At 76.0% G+C, this 17279-nt stretch carries 17 protein-coding genes and 2 pseudogenes; 6 read left to right on the top strand and 13 right to left on the bottom strand.

The genetic code is table 11. The features are described 5' to 3' along the window. Nucleotides 1–104: 104 nt before the first annotated feature. Nucleotides 105–1370, bottom strand: coding sequence for a signal peptidase I (locus CNX65_RS35565; protein WP_157767777.1), 1266 nt, complete (start codon nucleotides 1368–1370; stop codon nucleotides 105–107). Then, nucleotides 1367–1984 (bottom strand): hypothetical protein, encoded by a 618-nt coding sequence (locus CNX65_RS35570; RefSeq protein WP_157767778.1) that lies wholly within the window; start codon nucleotides 1982–1984, stop codon nucleotides 1367–1369. The genes CNX65_RS35565 and CNX65_RS35570 overlap by 4 nt, the downstream gene beginning before the upstream one ends. Before the next feature lie 224 nt (nucleotides 1985–2208). Between CNX65_RS35570 and CNX65_RS21995 the strand changes: the two genes are divergently transcribed. After that, nucleotides 2209–2751, top strand: coding sequence for a CAP domain-containing protein (locus tag CNX65_RS21995; RefSeq protein WP_096495461.1), 543 nt, complete (start codon nucleotides 2209–2211; stop codon nucleotides 2749–2751). A 127-nt stretch (nucleotides 2752–2878) separates the two neighbouring features. Here the strand turns inward: CNX65_RS21995 and CNX65_RS37280 are convergent, their stop codons facing one another. Further along, nucleotides 2879–3172, bottom strand: coding sequence for a helix-turn-helix domain-containing protein (locus tag CNX65_RS37280; RefSeq protein ID WP_232519950.1), 294 nt, complete (start codon nucleotides 3170–3172; stop codon nucleotides 2879–2881). Beyond that, nucleotides 3163–3657 carry a DUF6597 domain-containing transcriptional factor gene (locus CNX65_RS37285; RefSeq protein ID WP_232519951.1) on the bottom strand — a complete coding sequence of 165 codons (495 nt, stop codon included), beginning with the start codon at nucleotides 3655–3657 and terminating at the stop codon, nucleotides 3163–3165. Before CNX65_RS37285 ends, CNX65_RS37280 begins: the two co-directional genes overlap by 10 nt. A 35-nt stretch (nucleotides 3658–3692) precedes the next feature. Here CNX65_RS37285 and CNX65_RS22005 point away from each other — a divergent pair, with 35 nt between their 5' ends. After that, nucleotides 3693–4253, top strand: a complete 561-nt coding sequence (locus CNX65_RS22005) for a TIGR03086 family metal-binding protein (RefSeq protein WP_096495462.1) — start codon at nucleotides 3693–3695, stop codon at nucleotides 4251–4253. A 5-nt stretch (nucleotides 4254–4258) separates the two neighbouring features. On the opposite strand, the gene CNX65_RS22010 is transcribed toward CNX65_RS22005, so the two are convergent. The 4 genes from CNX65_RS22010 to CNX65_RS22025 form a co-directional block, all read right to left on the bottom strand. Beyond that, a complete protein-coding gene (locus CNX65_RS22010; RefSeq protein ID WP_096495463.1) occupies nucleotides 4259–4849 on the bottom strand; it encodes a TetR/AcrR family transcriptional regulator in 591 nt (196 codons plus the stop codon). 47 nt (nucleotides 4850–4896) lie between these two features. Then, nucleotides 4897–5586: a type 1 glutamine amidotransferase domain-containing protein gene (locus tag CNX65_RS22015; RefSeq protein ID WP_096495464.1), complete on the bottom strand. Its 690-nt coding sequence runs from the start codon at nucleotides 5584–5586 to the stop codon at nucleotides 4897–4899. Between the two features lie 136 nt (nucleotides 5587–5722). Next, nucleotides 5723–6121, bottom strand: coding sequence for a hypothetical protein (locus CNX65_RS22020; RefSeq protein ID WP_157767779.1), 399 nt, complete (start codon nucleotides 6119–6121; stop codon nucleotides 5723–5725). Between the two features lie 37 nt (nucleotides 6122–6158). Beyond that, nucleotides 6159–6908, bottom strand: a complete 750-nt coding sequence (locus CNX65_RS22025; protein WP_096495466.1) for an SDR family NAD(P)-dependent oxidoreductase — start codon at nucleotides 6906–6908, stop codon at nucleotides 6159–6161. Between the two features lie 91 nt (nucleotides 6909–6999). On the opposite strand from CNX65_RS22025, the gene CNX65_RS22030 reads away from it, so the two are divergent. Together CNX65_RS22030 and CNX65_RS22035 are read left to right on the top strand one after the other, a co-directional pair. After that, complete coding sequence (locus CNX65_RS22030) at nucleotides 7000–7602, top strand: TetR/AcrR family transcriptional regulator (protein WP_096495467.1); 603 nt, start codon at nucleotides 7000–7002, stop codon at nucleotides 7600–7602. 73 nt (nucleotides 7603–7675) lie between these two features. Continuing rightward, nucleotides 7676–8587 carry a helix-turn-helix domain-containing protein gene (locus tag CNX65_RS22035; protein WP_096495468.1) on the top strand — a complete coding sequence of 304 codons (912 nt, stop codon included), beginning with the start codon at nucleotides 7676–7678 and terminating at the stop codon, nucleotides 8585–8587. A gap of 78 nt (nucleotides 8588–8665) precedes the next feature. Here the strand turns inward: CNX65_RS22035 and CNX65_RS22040 are convergent, their stop codons facing one another. Beyond that, entirely contained in the window at nucleotides 8666–9304 is a 639-nt protein-coding gene (locus CNX65_RS22040) for a GntR family transcriptional regulator (RefSeq protein ID WP_198320640.1), read from the bottom strand. 144 nt (nucleotides 9305–9448) lie between these two features. Between CNX65_RS22040 and CNX65_RS22045 the strand changes: the two genes are divergently transcribed. Then, nucleotides 9449–9973, top strand: a complete 525-nt coding sequence (locus CNX65_RS22045) for a YbhB/YbcL family Raf kinase inhibitor-like protein (protein ID WP_198320530.1) — start codon at nucleotides 9449–9451, stop codon at nucleotides 9971–9973. A gap of 163 nt (nucleotides 9974–10136) precedes the next feature. On the opposite strand, the gene CNX65_RS36320 is transcribed toward CNX65_RS22045, so the two are convergent. From CNX65_RS36320 to CNX65_RS37945, 4 genes and pseudogenes are all read right to left on the bottom strand, one after another. Beyond that, on the bottom strand, nucleotides 10137–10277 hold the full coding sequence (locus CNX65_RS36320) for a hypothetical protein (RefSeq protein ID WP_177154267.1): 141 nt from the start codon (nucleotides 10275–10277) through the stop codon (nucleotides 10137–10139). Nucleotides 10278–10340: 63 nt separating this feature from the next. Beyond that, a pseudogene (locus CNX65_RS38380) lies at nucleotides 10341–10433 on the bottom strand (ATP-binding cassette domain-containing protein); the annotation flags it as partial. Between the two features lie 71 nt (nucleotides 10434–10504). Beyond that, nucleotides 10505–11809 (bottom strand): annotated as a pseudogene (locus CNX65_RS22055) (ABC transporter transmembrane domain-containing protein); the annotation flags it as partial. A gap of 208 nt (nucleotides 11810–12017) precedes the next feature. Then, nucleotides 12018–15215, bottom strand: coding sequence for a DUF4132 domain-containing protein (locus CNX65_RS37945; RefSeq protein WP_157767780.1), 3198 nt, complete (start codon nucleotides 15213–15215; stop codon nucleotides 12018–12020). A gap of 260 nt (nucleotides 15216–15475) precedes the next feature. Here CNX65_RS37945 and CNX65_RS22065 point away from each other — a divergent pair, with 260 nt between their 5' ends. Then, the gene (locus CNX65_RS22065) at nucleotides 15476–16792 is read left to right on the top strand and encodes a helix-turn-helix domain-containing protein (RefSeq protein ID WP_096495473.1); all 1317 of its coding nucleotides are present in this window, start codon (nucleotides 15476–15478) and stop codon (nucleotides 16790–16792) included. The last annotated feature ends 487 nt before the right edge of the window (nucleotides 16793–17279 follow it).

A 17279-nucleotide genomic window follows, 5' to 3' on the forward strand; every position in this document is an offset into this window, starting at 1 on the left:
CCGCAACGACTCCGGAGAGCTAACGGGTGGAAACTGAGAGCTACGGCTCGAAATCCGGGTCCGGGTCCACAGTGGACCGCGCGGCAGGCTCCGGGATCAGGGGCTCAGGAGGCCGAGTGCAGGTCGGCGATCTCCGCGTCGCTCAACGCCCGCGCGAACACCGACACCTCGTCCACGTCCCCCACCACGGAGTCCGAGTCGGTGTACCCGAGCGTGAACGGCTTCGGCGTGGTCACCGGGGTGCCCGTCGTCGCGGTGGCGCCCGCGGGCTGCCCGTCCAGGTACAGCCGCAGCGCCGCCCCGTCCCAGGTCATCGCCACCTCGTGCCAGGCGGTGTCCGACGGCATCGGCTTGACCACGGTGTACCGGCCGTTCTCGGTGTCCAGCAGCGCGCGCATGGCCGTCGTGGCGTCGTTCCAGGACAGCAGGTAGTTGATCTGCCCGGTCCCGCCGCCGTACTTGGCGAGGAGGCGGCCGTGCGGGGTCGGGGAGGACGTCGTCGAGCGCGTCCACGCGATCACCGTGAACGGCCCGGTGAAGCTCAGCGCCGCGCCGCCCTGCGCCGCGCAGTGCGCCGACGCGGTGGGCAGGGTGGTCGCGGTGTCCGAGTCGGGCGGGCGGGCGCCCGGCGCTCCGCCGGTGGCCCCGGTGCAGGTGAGGGGATTCGCGCCGCGCTCGTCGGCGCGGGTCGCGCCGGACTCCTCGCCGAGCCGCCAGTAGCTGACCGGGTTCGCGGCGAGCACCTTCTGCGGGTAGAAGCGGGAGACCGTCTCGACGGTCGCGGGCACGGCGGTGGTCGCGGAGAACGCCGCCTCGGCGCGGCCTGCGACCCCGCCCGCGGTGACCGCGAGCGCGGGGGCCAGCAGCACCGCGGCGGCAGCGGCGGCGCGCGGCCTGCGGCGGGAGAGCAGCAGCACGAGCAGCCCCGCGCCGCCGAGCACGGCCAGCGGGACGGCGGCGGACGGGTGCCCGCGCAGGAACAGCGCGGGCGCGCCGAGCCCCGGCACCAGCCCGCGCACCCGCCCCAGCACGTCCTCGGGCGCGACGGGCGCCGCGTCCGGGGTGGGGTTCGCGTCGCCCCTGGTGCGGTAGCGGCCGTCGTCGTCGCGGCCGACGACCCGGTGCATCACCGACGGCGCGCCGGACCGGGAGTAGACGACGACGTCCCCGACCAGCGGTTCGCGGTCGGGGGCGGGGTCGAGCAGCACCACGTCGCCGGGCCGCACGAGCGGCCCCATCGACCCGGAGGTGACCACCACCGGCCGCCAGCCCCACAGCACCGGCGTGAACGCGCACAGCGCGAGGGTGAGCGAGACGGCGCCGGTGAACGCCAGGGCGCACCGCGCCACCAGGCGCCACCGGGACCTCACCCCCTGGCCTCCCAGGTGAACGTCGCCGCCGCGGTCTTGTTCTGCGCCTCGGCGACGGACTTGACGGTGATGGTGAACCGGAAGGCCACCGTCGCCCCGTTGGTGGCGGTGGACCAGGCCCCGACGCCGCTGGCGTAGTCGGTGGCGGTGGAGCCGAACTCGTCGAGCGTGCCTCGGAAGACCCCGCCCGCCCTGGCGGAGAAGGTGGCGCAGCTGGGCGCGGGCGACGTGAAGCTGTCGGCGCCCCGGTCGACCACGAGGTCGAGGTACGGGGCGAGCGCGCCCGTCGCGGAGCCGTACAGCTTGATGGTGGCGCTGGGGGTGATCGTGCCGTCGTAGCGGACGGTGATGCACTTGGTGACCGCCTGGCCGCCGGTGAGCCTGCCGTTCGAGGCGCTGCTGTACAGGGCGGAGCCGGAGCTGTTCTCGGCCAGCGCGATGGAGCCGGTCTCCCACGAGTTCGGGCTGTTGCTCACCGTGCCGGAGAACGCGGCCTCCGAGGTGCGCAGGACCATCGTCAGGCACAGCACGACGCCGACGAGCGCGGCCCCGACCGCCCAGGCGGTGGCGGAGACCGCGGGCGCGGGCGGGCGCGGCGCGCGGTGCTTCGGCATGACCGTGCAATCGGACGGCGGGGGACGGACCTGAGACACTCCCGGTCGGACGAAACCGCAGCTCACAGCCCCGCAGAGCCCCCGGCGAACGGCGTGGACGGCACCGGTTCGAGGGTTCTGACGCTTCACACCCGTTCCGCAACCGAGGTGGACCCGGAAGCGCACTCGACGGGCTCGAACCTTGTCCCATCAGCAAGTCGGGACGAACGGATCGGGGACACGACATGAGCGCCAAGACCACCACCCAGCGGATCGCCGGCCTCGCCCTCCTGGCGGGCATGACGGTCACCGGCCTGCTGGCCGCCACCGGCGCCGCGAACGCCGCGCCCCGGACCACCAACCCGGCCACCTCCTCGGTCGTCGCGAAGGCCGCCCAGGACGCCCCCGCGTACGCCGCCGAGGTGCTGAAGCTGACGAACCAGGAGCGCGCGAAGGCCGGGTGCGGCGCGCTGGTCGCCAACACCAAGCTCGCCGCCGCCGCCAAGGGCCACAACGACGAGATGGCCGCGCAGAACTACTTCAGCCACACCGGCGCCGACGGCAGCGCCCCGGCGCAGCGCGTGGACGCGGCGGGCTACTACTGGCGGGCCACCGCGGAGAACATCGCCATGGGCCAGTCGACCCCGGCGGCCGTGGTCCGGGCGTGGATGAACTCCGCGGGCCACAAGGCCAACATCCTGAACTGCGCGTACAAGGACCTGGGTGTCGCCTACACCGTCAACTCGCGCGGCAAGGCCTACTGGACCGAGAACTTCGGCAGCCTGTGACCCGCTCCCGCACCGCGCGGCTCCCCTTCCCCGCAGCACGGCCCCAGTCCCCGCAGCACGGCTCCGAGTCCCCCGCCAGCGCCACCCCGACCGCACCGCTCCCCGTGACCGCTCCGGGGCGACCGGCTCAGTACCGCCGGGCGTAGGTGGTCGGCGGCTCGCCGAAGACCTCGGTGAAGTCCCTGGTCAGGTGCCCCTGGTCCGCGTAGCCCAGCTCGGCCGCCAGCTCCGCCCAGGCGATCCGCCCGCCGGCCGCCAGCCGATCGGTGGCCTCGCGCAGCCGGTAGCGGCGCACCACCCACTTCGGCCCGACGCCCACGTGCTCCGCGAACAGCCGCTGCAGGCTCCGCACCCCCACGCCGAGCTCGCGCGCCACCGCGTCCACGCGGGTCAGCCCCGGTGACGACTCGATCAGCTCCACCGCCCGCACCGCGTCCCGCGCCCCCGGTCCAGCACCGGCGACCGGGACCGCAGCAGCTCCTCCACCTCGGCGGTCGACGTGGGCGCGGGCAGCGGTCCGAACACCTCCTCGGCGGGCAGCACCCGCCCGGTGATCGTCGACACGGGCGCCCCGAGGAACCCCCGGAACGCGCCCGGCCGGAACGCCACCCCGCGCACCTCGCCCCGCCCGGCGAGCACCCGCGTCCCGTGGCCGCGCGCGGGGCCCGAGATCCGCGCGCCCCCGGAGCCGAAGGTCAGGTGCACGTTCGGCAGGGGCACGATCAGCTGGTGGTACGGCGTGGCGTAGTCCCAGGTCACGTGCCAGTGGCGGGCAACGAACGGGGCCAGGTCAGGCGACGGGTCCGGGTGGTCGTGCCGCTGGTGCCGCCGCCAGGCGCCCGCGAGCCCGCGCTCGTCGATCGTCACCCCGCCGACCCTGGACAACCGCGTGTCGCGTTCGTCCAAGACCGCGGCGGTCGCCGCGCCTAGGGTTCCCGGACATGTCCGCCGCACAGCACCTGGCCGCCGCGAACGCCGCGTTCGCGACGGTCGTCGCGGGCATCCGCCCCGACCAGCTCGACTCCCCCACCCCCTGCGCCGAGTTCGACGTCCGGGCGCTCGGCGCGCACGTCCTGCGGTACGGCCCCGCCCTGGAGGGCGCGGCGACCAAGGGCGCGACCGACCCCGCGCAGCCCGGCGACGGCCCGTGGGCCGACGAGGTCCGGGCGCAGGTCGAGCGCTGCACGCGCGCGTGGGCGGACCCGGCGGCGTGGGAGGGCGTGACCACGATGGGCGGCCCCGACCCGCTGCCCGCGCCGCTGATCGGCAACATGGTGCTGTGCGAGTACGCCGTGCACGCCTGGGACCTGGCGCGCGCCACCGGCCAGGAGGTGGAGCTGGACGCCGACCTGGTCGCCGCCGTGCACGCCGAGCTGGTCCGCACCGCGCCGATGGGCCGGGAGATGGGCGCGTTCGGCCCCGAGGCGCCGGTCCCGCACCACGCCCTGCTGCTGGACCGCCTGCTGGGCCTGACCGGCCGCGACCCGCGCTGGGCGGCCTGACCGGGCTACCGCCCGAGCAGCACCCCGGTCGTGGTGAGCGCGTCGTCCAGCGGGGCCGGGGTGCGGTGCAGCTTGGCGAGCACGCTCGCCCCCAGCCACAGCGAGTACAGCGCCTGCGCGGTGCCCCTGGCCGGACCGGCCGAGGTCAGCGAGCCCTCGGCGTTGCCCGCCGCGACGGCGCGCTCCAGGCGGTCGACCACGGCGGTGGTGCCGTCCTTGAGCGCCAGCCGCATGGGTTCGGACAGGTCGGCGACCTCGGCGCCGAGCTTGACCGACAGGCACCGGCCCTGGCAGTCGTCCAGCGACTGGGTCTCCCGCCAGCCCGCCCAGTAGGCGTCGAGCCTGGTCGCCCAGTCGCCGTCGCCCGCGAGGAGGCGGTCGAGATCGGCCAGGTACTCCTCGAAGTACCGCCGCACGACCGCCTCGCCGAAGGCGTCCTTCGAGGCGAAGTAGTGGTAGAAGGACCCCTTCGGCACGCCGACGCTGGTCAGCACCTCGTTGATGCCGACCGCCGCGTAGCCCTTCTTCGCGAAGATCCGCTGCGCGGCCTCCAGCAGCGCGGTGCGCGTGTCCTGGTCGCCCCTCTTGCTCGCCATGGGCCGAGCCTATCCGGCGGCCGGGCCGCTCGGTCCCACCTGCGGGTTCACCCGTTGCGCGCGGGCAGCAGGTCGAGCAGGGCGTCGGCGGCGGGCGCGGAGGAGGCCGGGTTCTGGCCGGTCACCAGCAGGCCCTCGCGCACGACGTGGGGCGCCCAGTCGGGGCCCTTGGAGTAGTCGCCGCCGTTCGCCTTGAGCACGTCCTCGACCAGGAACGGCACGACCTCGGTCAGGCCGACGCCGTCCTCCTCGGTGTTGGTGAACCCGGTGACGCGCTTGCCCCTCACCAGCGGCTGCCCGTCGGCGTCGACGGCGTGGCGCAGGACGCCGGGCGCGTGGCAGACCAGCGCGAGGGGCTTGCCCGCGCGGTGGGTGTCCTGGATGACGCGCAGCGAGTCGGCGTCCTCGGCGAGGTCCCAGAGCGGGCCGTGGCCGCCGGGGTAGAAGACGGCGTCGTAGTCGGCGGGGTCGACGGTGCTCAGCTCGACGGTGCTCGCGAGCGCGGCGGTGGCCTCGGCGTCAGCCTCGAACCGGCGGGTGTCGTCGGTCTGGCTGTCGGGCTCGTTGCTCTTGGGGTCGAGCGGCGGCCTGCCGCCCTTGGGCGAGGCGAGGGTGAGCCGGGCGCCCGCGTCCTTGAACCGGTAGTAGGGCGCGGCGAGCTCCTCCAGCCAGAAGCCGGTGGGCTTGCCGGTGTCGCCGAGCCGGTCGTGGGAGGTGAGCACGATGAGGATGTTCACGGGTCCGCCTTGTCCTGGGCTTGCCCTCGCGGGCCGGTCCCCACCGACCCTAGACGACCGGTCTAATTGCGTCCACCCGACGACTCCCCCACCGGGTGACCCCGGCGCGCGGGACGGAAACGCGGGTGGCGCCGGATCAGTCGATCCGGCGCCACTCCCTCGGCCCCCACCAGCGCGCGAACAGCGGCTGGGAGAGGTAGAACACGTCGTCACCCCGGCGGAACGCGCGGAACTGCCCCAGCCGCAGGTCCACCTCGACCTCCAGCTCGGCGGCGCAGTAGGCCATCAGCAGCCACTCCAGGTCGAGCCGGTCCCCGTCCCCGGAGTCGACCTCCAGCACGCCCGACCCGTCGAGGGTGAACTGGACCCGCCGCTCGCCCTTGACCCGCAGGGAGAGCACGTGGCCCTCGGCGAGGTCGACCAGCACGACGGGATCGCCACCGGTTCGCTCGCGGCGCACCGACAGCCGGTCGGCGCACCCCGACTCGACGGCCCGCTCGACCGCGGCCTCCACCCAAACCTCCAGGTCGGACATGGGCCGCAGCCTAACCCGCCGGGCGGCGCACGCCGCGTCAGACCTGGTTCTCCCCGCCGTCCACGTACAGGTTCGAGCCCATGACGAAGCTGCTCCCCGGCGACGCCAGGAACGCCACGGCCGCCGCGACCTCCTCGGGTCGGCCCATCCGGCCCGCCAGGATCGCGCCGCCGAGGTTGGCGTGCGCGGCCTCGACGTTGTCCGAGCCGACGAGCAGTTCGAGGCCGGGCGTGCCGACCGGGCCGGGCGAGATCGCGTTGACCCGCACGCCCCGGTCCTTCAGCTCGGTGGCCCAGGTGCGGGCGAACGAGCGGACGGCGGCCTTGGACGCGGCGTAGAGGCCGAACGAGTGCGTGCCGTTGTCGGCGGCGGTGGAGGCGTTGAGGATGACCGAGGCGCCGTCGTTGAGCAGCGGCAGGGACTTCTGCACGGTGCGCAGGACACCGAGGACGTTGACGTCGAAGATCGCGGCGTAGTCCGCCTCGGTGATCTTCTCCAGGGGGACGTGCGAGGCGTTGGCGGCGTTGGCGAAGACCACGTCGAGCCCGTGGCCGCGCGCCTGGACGGCCGCGTAGAGCCGGTCGAGGTCGGCGGGGTCGGTGACGTCGCCGCGCACGGCGGTGGCCGAGCCCTCCCCGATCTCCGCGACGGCCGCGGCCAGCTCGGCCTCGCGGCGGCCGGTGATGAACACGTGCGCGCCCTCCCGGGCGAGCCGGACCGCGCTGGCGAGCCCGATCCCGGTGCCGCCGCCGGTGACGACGGCGGTCTTGCCTTCGAGCTGTCCCACTCCGGGCCTCCTCAAGTTCTGTACTGATCGGTACTGAATTCGACGCTAGCACTTTCGTACCGATCGGTGCAAAACAGGTAGGCTGTGCGGCGTGGACACCGGGCGCAGGACGGGACGGCCGAGGGGCTTCGACGTGGACGAGGCCCTGGACCGGGCCGTCCGGGTGTTCTGGGCCAAGGGCTACGAGGGCGCCTCGCTCACCGACCTGACCACGGCCATGGGCATCAACCGGACCAGCATGTACGCGGCGTTCGGCAACAAGGACGAGCTGTTCCGCAAGGCGCTCGACCGGTACACCGGGACGCAGGCCGGGTACGTGCGGCGCGCGCTGGAGGAGCCGACCTCGGCGGGCGTGGCCAGGGCGTTCCTGAAGGGCTCGGTGCGCGCCTCCACGACGCCCGGCGAGCCGACGGGGTGCCTCGGCGTGCAGGGGGCGCTGGCGGTGGGCGACGACGCGCGGTCGGCGTGCGAGGTGCTGGCCGCGTGGCGCGACGAGGGCTGCGCGTGGCTCCGGCAGCGGTTCGAGCGGGCGGTGGCCGAGGGCGACCTGCCCGCCGGGAGCGACCCGGCGCTGCTCGCGCGGTACCTGATGACGGTGGCGAACGGGATCGCCGTGCAGGCGTCGGGCGGGGCGGACCGGGCGACCCTGGACCTGGTGGCCGACGTGGCGCTGCGCAGCTGGCCGCCCGCCTGATCATCGCAGGTCACCGGCTCGTCACGGGTTCGGGCTTGAGCCTCCACCCGCTGGAACCCGCAGGATCCTCGGCATGGACGACGAGCTGACCATCGGCGAGCTGGCCGCGCGGACCGGACTCCCGGTGCGCACGCTGCGCTTCTGGTCCGACGAGGGCGTGCTGCCCCCGGCTTCCCGCTCCACCGGCAACTACCGCCTCTACGACTCGGCCTCGGTGGCGCGCGTCGACCTGGTCCGCGCCCTGCGCGAGCTGGGGCTGGGACTGGACGAGGTGGGCCGGGTGCTGGACGGGCGGGCGAGCGTGGCCGAGGTGGCGCGGGCGCACGTGGTCGCGATCGACGCGCGGATCAGGGCGCTGAAGGTCAGCCGGGCGGTCCTGTCGGTAGTGGCGGAACGCGGGGCGAGCACCGAGGAGACGGCGTTGATGAACCGGTTGGCCAGGCTCTCCACCGAGGAGCGGGCGCGGGTCGTGGAGGAGTTCAAGGAGGAGGTGTTCGGGCCGCTGCCGCTGACGCCCGAGCAGCGGGAGCGGATGCGGGGGCTGCGGATCGACCTGCCGGACGACCCGACCGCCGACCAGGTCGACGCGTGGGTGGAGCTGGCGGAGCTGGTGGGCGACAGCGGGTTCCGCGAGCGGATGCGGGAGGCGCTGGCGCTCAACACCCCGACCCCGGACCGGCCGAGGCCGCCGGGGGCGTCGATCTGGTGGGCGCGGCACCTGGTCGGCGAGGTCGGGCGCGCGGTGGGGCGCGGGGTGCCGCCGGAGGGGGCGGAGGCGGTGGGGCTGCTGGGCGAGTGGTTCCCCGGCGAGGACCTGGCGGCGGTGCTGCGCTCGTGCGAGGCCGGGGTGGCGGCGCGGCTGGAGCGGTACCGGGTGCTGGTGTCGCGGGTGCGCGGGGAGCGCGGGTGGCCGGAGGCGACCGGGGAGCTGGGGTGGTTGGGGCGGGCGCTGCGGTTCGCGGTGGAGGGCGGAGGGGCGCGCTGACCGGTGGCGGGCGGCGGCGCGGGCGGGGGTCGCCGGACCCGTGCCGGCCGAGGCGGCACCGCCCGCCGCCCCCGGCCGCTACCCGTCGCCCCTGAGCGCTCGCGCCGTCAGGCTCAGGTGCCCGACCAGCAGGTCGGCCGCCGCGTCCGCGTCGCGCGCCAGGGCTGCCTCCTCCAGCGCCCGGTGCTCCCCGGCGTGGTCCCGCTCCGGGGCGCGGGTCCCGGCCCAGCGGCGGGCCAGTTCGCTGGCCGACCACATCCGGTCGAAGGCGTCCAGCAGCACCGGGTTGCCGCAGCCGTCCAGGAGCGCGCGGTGGAACAGCCGGTGCGCCTCGGCCCACTCGGCGCTGTAGTGCTCGCCGTCGCCGGGGGTGAACGCGGGGGTGCGGCTGAGGCGGTGGTGGGCGGCGCGGACGCGGGCCTCCCAGTCGAGGTCGCCGCGCTCCACCGCCAGGCGCAGCACGGCGGGTTCGACGGTGGCGCGCGCCTCCGCGATCTGCTGCCAGCGGCGGTCGGTGAAGGCGGGCACGGCGAAACCCCGGTTGGGCAGCCGGTCCGCCAAGCCCTCGCCGACCACGCGCACCAGGGCCTCCCGCACGACGGCGAGGCTCACCCCGTGCTCCTTGGCCAGGTCCTGGGGCTTGAGGGGCGCGCCGGGCGCGTGGTCGCCGCGCATGATCGCGTCCCGCAGGCGCTCGTGGACCTGCTCGGAGAGCATCCGCTTGCCGTCCTCGGCCGGAGTCCTGGTCATGCCGCTCAGCGTAGACGATCGGTTGGATAATCGATTATCCGTGCTATGGTCGATTTATCACGCCGACCGGGAACCCCCGGTCGGCGCGCACTCCCGAGAGGACCGATCCCGATGAACGACCCGTTCGCCCGCCTGCCCGAGGCTGCGACCTTCACCGTCACCAGCGACAGCGCCACCGACGGCGCGCCGTTCGCCCCCGCGCAGCTCTCGTCGTCCCTCGGCGGCGCGGACCGCTCGCCGCAGCTGTCCTGGAGCGGCGCGCCGGAGGGCACCCGGAGCTACGCCGTGACGGTCTACGACCCGGACGCCCCGACCGGGTCCGGCTTCTGGCACTGGGCGGTCGCGGACCTGCCCGCGTCCACCACCGCGCTACCCGAGGGCGCGGGTGACGACACCGGCTCCGGGTTGCCGGGAAGCGCTTTCCAGCTGCCCAACGACGCCCGGCTCCCCCGTTACATCGGCGCCGCCCCGCCCGCCGGGCACGGGCCGCACCGGTACGTCGTGGTGGTGCACGCGCTCGACGTCGAGTCGGTCGGCGTGCCCGCCGACGCGACCCCGGCGCTGCTCGGGTTCACCATGGCGGGCCACGTCCTGGGGCGCGCGGTGCTGACCGCGACCGCCGAGACCGCCGCCTGACCGGCGCCGCGCCGGGACGGGCCCCGGCCCGCCCCGGCGGCCTCGGCGCGCGGAAACCCCTGCCGCGCAACGGTTCGGGCGAAAACCTTCGCCGTACAGCGGTTCGCGCGAAAACCCTTGCCGCACAGCGGTTTGCGCGAAAACCTTCGCCGCGCAACGGTTCCTACCGCACCCCCACCAGCGACCGGTAGAACTCGCTGCTCTCCACCAGCCGGTCGTGCTCCCCGTCCGGCGCGGCCCGCCCGCCCTCCAGCAGCACCACCCGGTCGGCGGAGCGGATCGTGCTGGAGCGGTGCGCGATCACCGGCGGGGCGCACTCGCGCGAGACCTGTCCGATCGCCGCGACCACCGCGCGCTCGGCGTCGGCGTCCAGCTGGGACGTCGGCTCGTCGAGCAGCAGCAGTTCGGGCCCCGCCAGCAGCGCGCGGGCGATCGCGATCCGCTGCCGCTCCCCGCCGGAGGACCGCACCCCCGGTCGCCCACGTCCGTGCCGAGCCCGTCCGGCAGGCGGCGCACCGGGTCGTGCAGCCCGGTCAGCCGCAGCACCCGCTCGACCTCGTCCTCGGACGCGCCCTGGGCGGCGTCGCGGAGGTTGTCCAGCAGGGTCCCGTGCAGCAGCGGCGCGTGCTGCTCGACCAGCCCGATCCGCGACCGGCACCAGGCGGTGTCCGCGGTGGAGGCGCCGCGGCCGTTGAGCAGCAGCGCGCCCGAGTCCGGTTCGGCGAACCGCTCGACGAGCGCGAACACCGTGGACTCGCCCGCGCCGGACGGCCCGACCAGCGCCACGACCCCGCGCCGGGGCACGGTGAACGACAGGCCGTCCAGCACGGTCCGCGAACCGCAGGACAGCCGCACGTCCCGCAGCTCCAGCAGCGGCGCGCCCGGCACGTCCCCGCCGCGCTCGCCGCCCGACCGCTCCACCGGCAGCGCCAGCACCTCCGAGGTGCGCCGCAGCGCGCCCGCGCCCTCGTGGAGCGCGGCGAGCGCGGGCACGACGGGGCTGATCGGCGCGGCCAGGTACGTCAGGCACAGCAGGAACGTCACCAGCTCGGCGACCGACGCCTCCCCGTCCACCACGCGCAGCCCGCCGACCAGCAGCACCACCACGAACGACCCGTTCACCGCGAGCTGCACGGCGGGCGCGGCCACCGCCTGGAGCCCGGTGACCCGCACGCCCGCCCGGTGGACGCGGTGGGCGGCGGCCAGCACGCGGGCGCTCTCGCGCTCCTCGGCCCTGGAGGCGCGGACGGTGCGGATCGCGCCGAGCGCGCGGTCGAGGTCGGCGGTCAGCTCGCCGAGTGCGTCCTGGGTGCGGGTGGACGCGGCCCGGATGCCGCCGAGCGCGGCCCGCACCGCCAGGGCGGCCAGCAGCACGAGCCCGGCGACGAGCAGCAGGAGGACCGGGTCGACCGCGGCCATGACGACGAGCGCGACGACCACGCCGATGCCGCCGGTGACCAGGTCCGCGACGTCGCCGGTGACCAGGTCCGCGATGCCGCCGGTGAGGTCCTGGCGCAGCGCGGTCGGGTCGGCGGTGGCGCGGGAGAGCAGGTCGCCGACGCGGCGCCGGTCCAGCTCGGGCACGCGCGCCCGCAGCAGGCGCCGCACCAGGCGGGCGCGCAGGCCGAGCACGACGTCCTCGCCCGCGCGGGCGAGCAGGAACCCGCACACCCCACCACGCCCCCGCACGGCTCCACCGGGAACCCGAGCCGCCCCACGGGAGACGACCACCCTCTGACCAGGACAGTCCACAGCGGACCCCCGGCCGGACGGGAACCCCACACCCCGGACCCACCACCGACCACCCCGAGCACCCAGCCCGCAGCACCCAGCCATCCGGGCACCGTCCACAGCGCCGCCCCCGACACCTGGGCCACCGCGGGCGGCACCCAGCCACCCCCAGGCCCCAGCCAGCAGCACCACCCTCGGCACCCGCACTCGGCACCCGCCCTCAGACCACCACCCTCCAGCGCCCCGCCCCAGACCACCGCCCTCCAGCCCCAGACCACCGCCCCCAGGCCACCACCGGCGGCCCCCAGCCCTCTCACCCCGCCGTCATGGCCTCCAGCTCCCCCGCCACCTCCGACACCAGCACCTCGTCCACCGCCGCGAAGTCCGCCACCCCGCTCAGCCGCACCTCCGCCACCCGCTGCGCCGACCAGTCCTGCCAGCGGTCGGTGAACAGGCCCGGATCGAGCTCCACCCACACCGACGCCCCGCCCGGCAGCGGGCGGCGCACGCCGAGGATCATCCCGGCGTCCACCGGCGGCCCCAGCTCCCAGTTGCGCTTCACCGACGCGGGCACCGTCCCGGTCTTCGCGCCGACGAACCGGGTCAGGTCGCGCCCGGCCAGCTCCGGCCCGGTGAGCCTGCGGACCGGTCTGGCCAGCTGCGGGAACGGCTGCAGGACCTCGTAGTCCGCGAACAGCTCCGACCACTGCGGCAGGTCCGGCAGGCGCAGCGGGTGCGGCAGGGTGACGCGCGCGTCCTCCGGCAGCTCGAACGGCTCGTCGGCCACGTCGGCGAACGTGCCGTCCTCGGCCACCCGGAACGCCGTGCCGTCCTCGGCCACCCGGAAGGCCGTGCCGCCCGCGGTCCACACCAGCCTGCGCACCAGGTGCCGCACCAGCGGGTGCCCGGCCAGCAGCGCGGTGAACTCCCCCGCGCTCCAGTCCCGCCCGGCCACCATCGCCCGCTCCAGGCGCGCCACCTGGTCCGCCGCGACGGCCCTGACCTCCTTCTTCAGCGCCGCGAACCGCCGGTGCTCGGCGGGGGCCAGCTCCGGGTCGTCCTTCGCGCCGGGCCTGGGCAGGGACTTCAGCCGCTTGCCCGTCCCGTCGAGCGCGAACGGGACGAGCTTCTCGTCGAAGCAGACCGTGAACGAGCGCGCCCCGTAGTCCAGGACCAGCGCGCTCTCCTCGTCGAGGCCGAAGGTGGGCACCAGGCGGTCGGCGAGCTGCTCGGGGGTCAGCCCCAGGTCCTCGGCGACCTCGGCGACCTTCTGCCCGGCCTTCTGCTTGAGCGCCGTGAACCTCGCCCGCCGCGCGATCCCGCTCAGCGCCACCAGCGCGGCCTCGCTGCCGATCCCGGCCAGCACGTCCAGCCCGGCTACCGCGTTGTGGTGCTGCGACTGCCCCGGCCACGCGGTGATCAGCGGCACCAGCCGCCGCACCACCGCGTCGTCGCCGACCGCCCCCAGCGCGAACAGCGCCCACCTCCCCCTCGCGGGCAGGCCGTGGGCGATCCACCGGTCGAGCAGGGCCTCCGCGAAGCGCGCCAGCGACTCCGGGTCGCACACCTCGCGCACCACGTCCACCCCGGCGTAGTGCCGACCGGGCACGGTCATGGCCAGCATGGTCGTCACGTGCCGCACCGCCCGGTCCGGCAGCACCCGCCCGCCGCCGCGCAGCAGCAGCCTGGGCAGCCCCTCCGGCGGGCACCACCAGCCGGGGTCGGGCACCGGGGACGGCACCAGGTCCACCGGGTCCACCGACAGCACCCGCTCCACCGCCTCCACCACCTCGTCGCCGTGCCGCGCGGCGGCGGCCCGCGCCTGCCCCGGCACCATCCGCAGCACGGCCTCCGCCGCCGCCCTGCGCTCCCCTGGCTCGCCGACTGCGTCCGCCAGCAGCAACCGGGCCGCCGCCTCGGGGTGCGCGCGCACCCACCGGACCGACACCGGCCGCGCCGCCCTCGGGCCGTCCAGCCGCGCGGCGACCAGCCGGGCGACCTCCACCGACACCAGCGGCAGCACCACGTCGTAGGCGCGCGCCGCCGGGTTGCGGGCGTAGTCGAGCGCGAGCCCGAACGCGCCTGCCTCGAACCGGTTCAGCAGCACCTGGACCAGCTCGCCGGAGTACCGGTTCAACTCGGGCAGGGTCCAGTCGGCGACCCTGGGCAGCACCTGGTCGAGCGGCCCCTGCGCGAACCAGTGGAACTGCTGGCTCGCGCTCAGCTCACCCCGCTCGAACAGCTCGGGGTAGCGCTCCCAGCGGGAGTCGGGGGAGCTCCCGGTGTACGGGCTCCTGACCGCCCACACCTCCCGCAGCCCGGCCCGCCACACCACGGACCGCTCGTCGGGCACCGGGACCCCCGGAACCACCAGCGGTTCCGGCAGCTCGCGGGCCACCTCCCAGGGCGGGGTGACCAGCGCGGCGGGCAGCTCGGCGTCGACCGCGTCGGGCACCGCCGACCGCGCGGCCAGCTCGGGGACGAGGACCTCGCGCGCCCACGCGGGCGCGGATGCCAGCAGGTCGGGGTGCACCCGCAGGTGGTCCAGCAGCAGCTCCCGCGCGGGCTCCCCGGCCGCCGCGAACCGCTCCAGCGCCATCCGGGGCTCCTTGCGCGCGACCTCCAGCGCGGAGATCGGCACGCCGCCGCCCAGCAGGTCGGCCAGGAGCGCCGTGAACGCGGGGGCGGTGGCGAACTCGACCAGCATCGCCCTGACCTGCTCGCCCGTGGCCCGGTAGCCGAAGGTGTCCGGGAGCAGGTGCGTGATCAGGGGAGCCAGGTCCGGCCCGATGACCGTGCCGAGCGTGTGCAGCACCTCGGGCGAGCGCAGCGCCTCGCTCCCCGCCAGGCGCAGGACCTCCCGCAGCTGGTCGAGCGAGTCGACCGAGTGCAGCAGCAGCTGCCACGCGTCCAGGTCGTCGAGCGCGCCCAGCGCCTCGACCGCCCGGTCCACCCAACCGGGCTGGTCCGGCACGAGGTACGCGGCGATGACCGAGGTGCGCGCGCCCCGGCGCTCGCCGTCCAGCGCGGTGACGGCGGCGGCGTAGTCCTCGTCGGACGCCGCCGCCAGCAGCGCGCGGGCCCGCCGCAGGAGCGGGGTGTGCCTGCCCCACCAGCTGCCGCGGGCGTCGGCCTCGATCATCCGCGCGCCCTCGGTGAGCCAGCAGGTGCGCAGCGCGGCGACCGCCGCGAAGACCGGGCCGTGGTCGAGCGCCCACAGGTCGACGACCTGCGGCTCCGGGCGTTCGCGGGCGCACCGGATCCGCGCGGCGGCGACGAGCGGGCTCGCCCTGCCCGCCAGCTCCTCGGCGACCTCGGCGCGCAGCCAGGGGTGCTCCCCCTCGTCCCGCGCGATCGCTTCGAGGTCCAGGGCGGGCAGCCTCGCCCGCTCCCGCTCGGCCGCCTTCCGGTCCACCGCCGCGCGGCACGGCGAGGGCCCGCCCCTCCGCTCGTGCGCGCCCCGGTGCCACGCCGCCGGAGCGGCGAACCCCCCTGCTGCCCGACTTCCCACCACGTCCTCCCCCGCTCGTTCGTCCTACCCGGACAGTAGAGAGGGGGTCTGACAGGAACGGCTCGGCCGAGTGCCGTTTCGGCCACTCGATCGGGTGAAGTACGGGCGGGCGGGGCGAGCGCGGGGGTTCACCCGATCAGCACCGCCCGGCGAGGTGCGGTCGAGCGCCGCACCTGTTATGTGTGGGGAAACCAGAGGAGCGCGTGCCGCAGGCCCAGGGCCTACCGGGGCCAGTCCTGCGGGGTACGGGGGAGCCGGACGTGGAGATCACCGCGCTGCACGCGGACCGGGCGCTGGTGCTGGCGCTGCCCGCCGGGGCCCTGCGCGCCGGGACGGGCGAGGTCGCGCGGGCGCTGCTCGCGGCCACCCCCGCCGGGGCGCTGCCGCCGCTGGTGGTGCTCGACGTGCGCGGGGCCGGGGTGCTCGCGGTGGGGTCGGCGCGGGCGGTGGTGGCGTTCGCCCGCAGGTGCGCGGAGCGCGGGAGCCGGTGCGCGCTGCTGGTGGAGCCGGGCGGCGCGCTGGACCGGGTCGTGCTGGACGCGGTGGACCCCGCCGGGGTGCTGGCCAGGCGCACCAGCCTGGAGGCCGCGCTGGCGCAGGCCGCGGCGCCGGTGCCGGTGCCGGTGCCCGAGGAGCGCTCCCCCGTCGAGCACGTGGTCGACGTCTCCGACGACGAGGCCGCGGAGGAGCTGCTGAGCGCCACCTACACCAGGCTCGTCCTCCGGTCGAGCGGTCCCCAGCGCGGGCTGCGCCTGGCGTCCGCCTCGCTCGGCGAGGTCAGGTTCGACGAGGTGGAGCTGCGCGCTGCCGTCGACGCCGAGGTCGACCCGCTCGGCAGCTACGTGTTCGGCCTGGTGCGCTCCGGGCGGATCGACACCGGCTCGGCGGACGGGCCGCGCGCGCACGGCCCCGGCGACGCGTTCCTGGCCGCCCGGCCCGACGACCCGCACCGGGTGACCGTGGAGCGCGGCGAGTTGAGCGTGACCGTGCTGCCCACCTCGCTGCTCCAGCAGGTGGCCCCCGGCCCGGAGCCGGTCCGCTTCACCGGGTACGCGCCGGTGACCCCCGAGGCCGCGCGCGGCTGGACCGCCACCCGCGACCACCTGCGCGCCGAGCTGCTGGCCGACCCGGAGCTGCTGACCAACCCGCTGGTGGTGGGCCACGCCTCCCGCCTGCTGGCCGCGACGGCGCTGGCGACGTTCCCGAACAGCACGACCCCCGACCCGACGGTCGAGGACCGCCTCGACGCCCACCCGGACGCGCTGCGGCGGGCGCTCGCGTTCATCGACGCCAACCCCGACCGGGACCTGACCACCTCGGACGTCGCCAGGGCCGCCAGGGTGAGCGCCCGCGCCGTGCAGCTGGCGTTCCGCCGTTACCTGGGCACGACCCCGATGGCGTACCTGCGGCAGGTCCGGCTCGACCACGCGCGCGTGGACCTGTCCTCCGCGACGACGGGGGAGGACACGGTGACCAGGATCGCCGCGAAGTGGGGTTACGGCCGGGCCAGCGTGTTCGCGGCGCGCTACCGGGCCGCCTACGGGGTCTCGCCGTCCCAGACGCTGCGGGAGAGCTAGCCGCGCGGGCGGACGGCCGAGGCCGACACGCGGCGGGCGGCGACTGCGTCCGGGGACGGCGAGGAGCGGCACCTGCCCGCGACCGGGACGGGCACGACCGGGGTGGGCGAACGGTTCGGACCGGACGTGGTCGGGTGGGACCGGCCGGCTGGGGGCGACGTGGCGCTGCTCTGGAGCGCGCGGGACGGTGGAGCCGGGCGCCGGGCCGGTCGGGTGGCGGGGTTCTCGCGCGTCCGGTGCGGGTTCGTTCCGGCTGCACGGGCGGTTCGCACGGGCTGCTATCGGTCGACTGCGGAACGCGGTGGACTCGGATCGGGCCGCTTTCCACCGGGAGGAGCGGGAGGGCGGTCCGGCCGGTGGATCCGGTGACCCCCGTCCGACGGGTGGTCTGTTCGAGGGCAGACGCGGTTGAGAGCCCAGCCGCCCCCTCTCGCGCACCAGGCGAGCGCGGGGCCGGGCGGTTCGCGCCGCCGGGTCGGCGCGCCCG

Origin of the sequence: Actinosynnema pretiosum (assembly GCF_002354875.1) — a bacterium.
Lineage (GTDB): Bacteria > Actinomycetota > Actinomycetes > Mycobacteriales > Pseudonocardiaceae > Actinosynnema > Actinosynnema auranticum.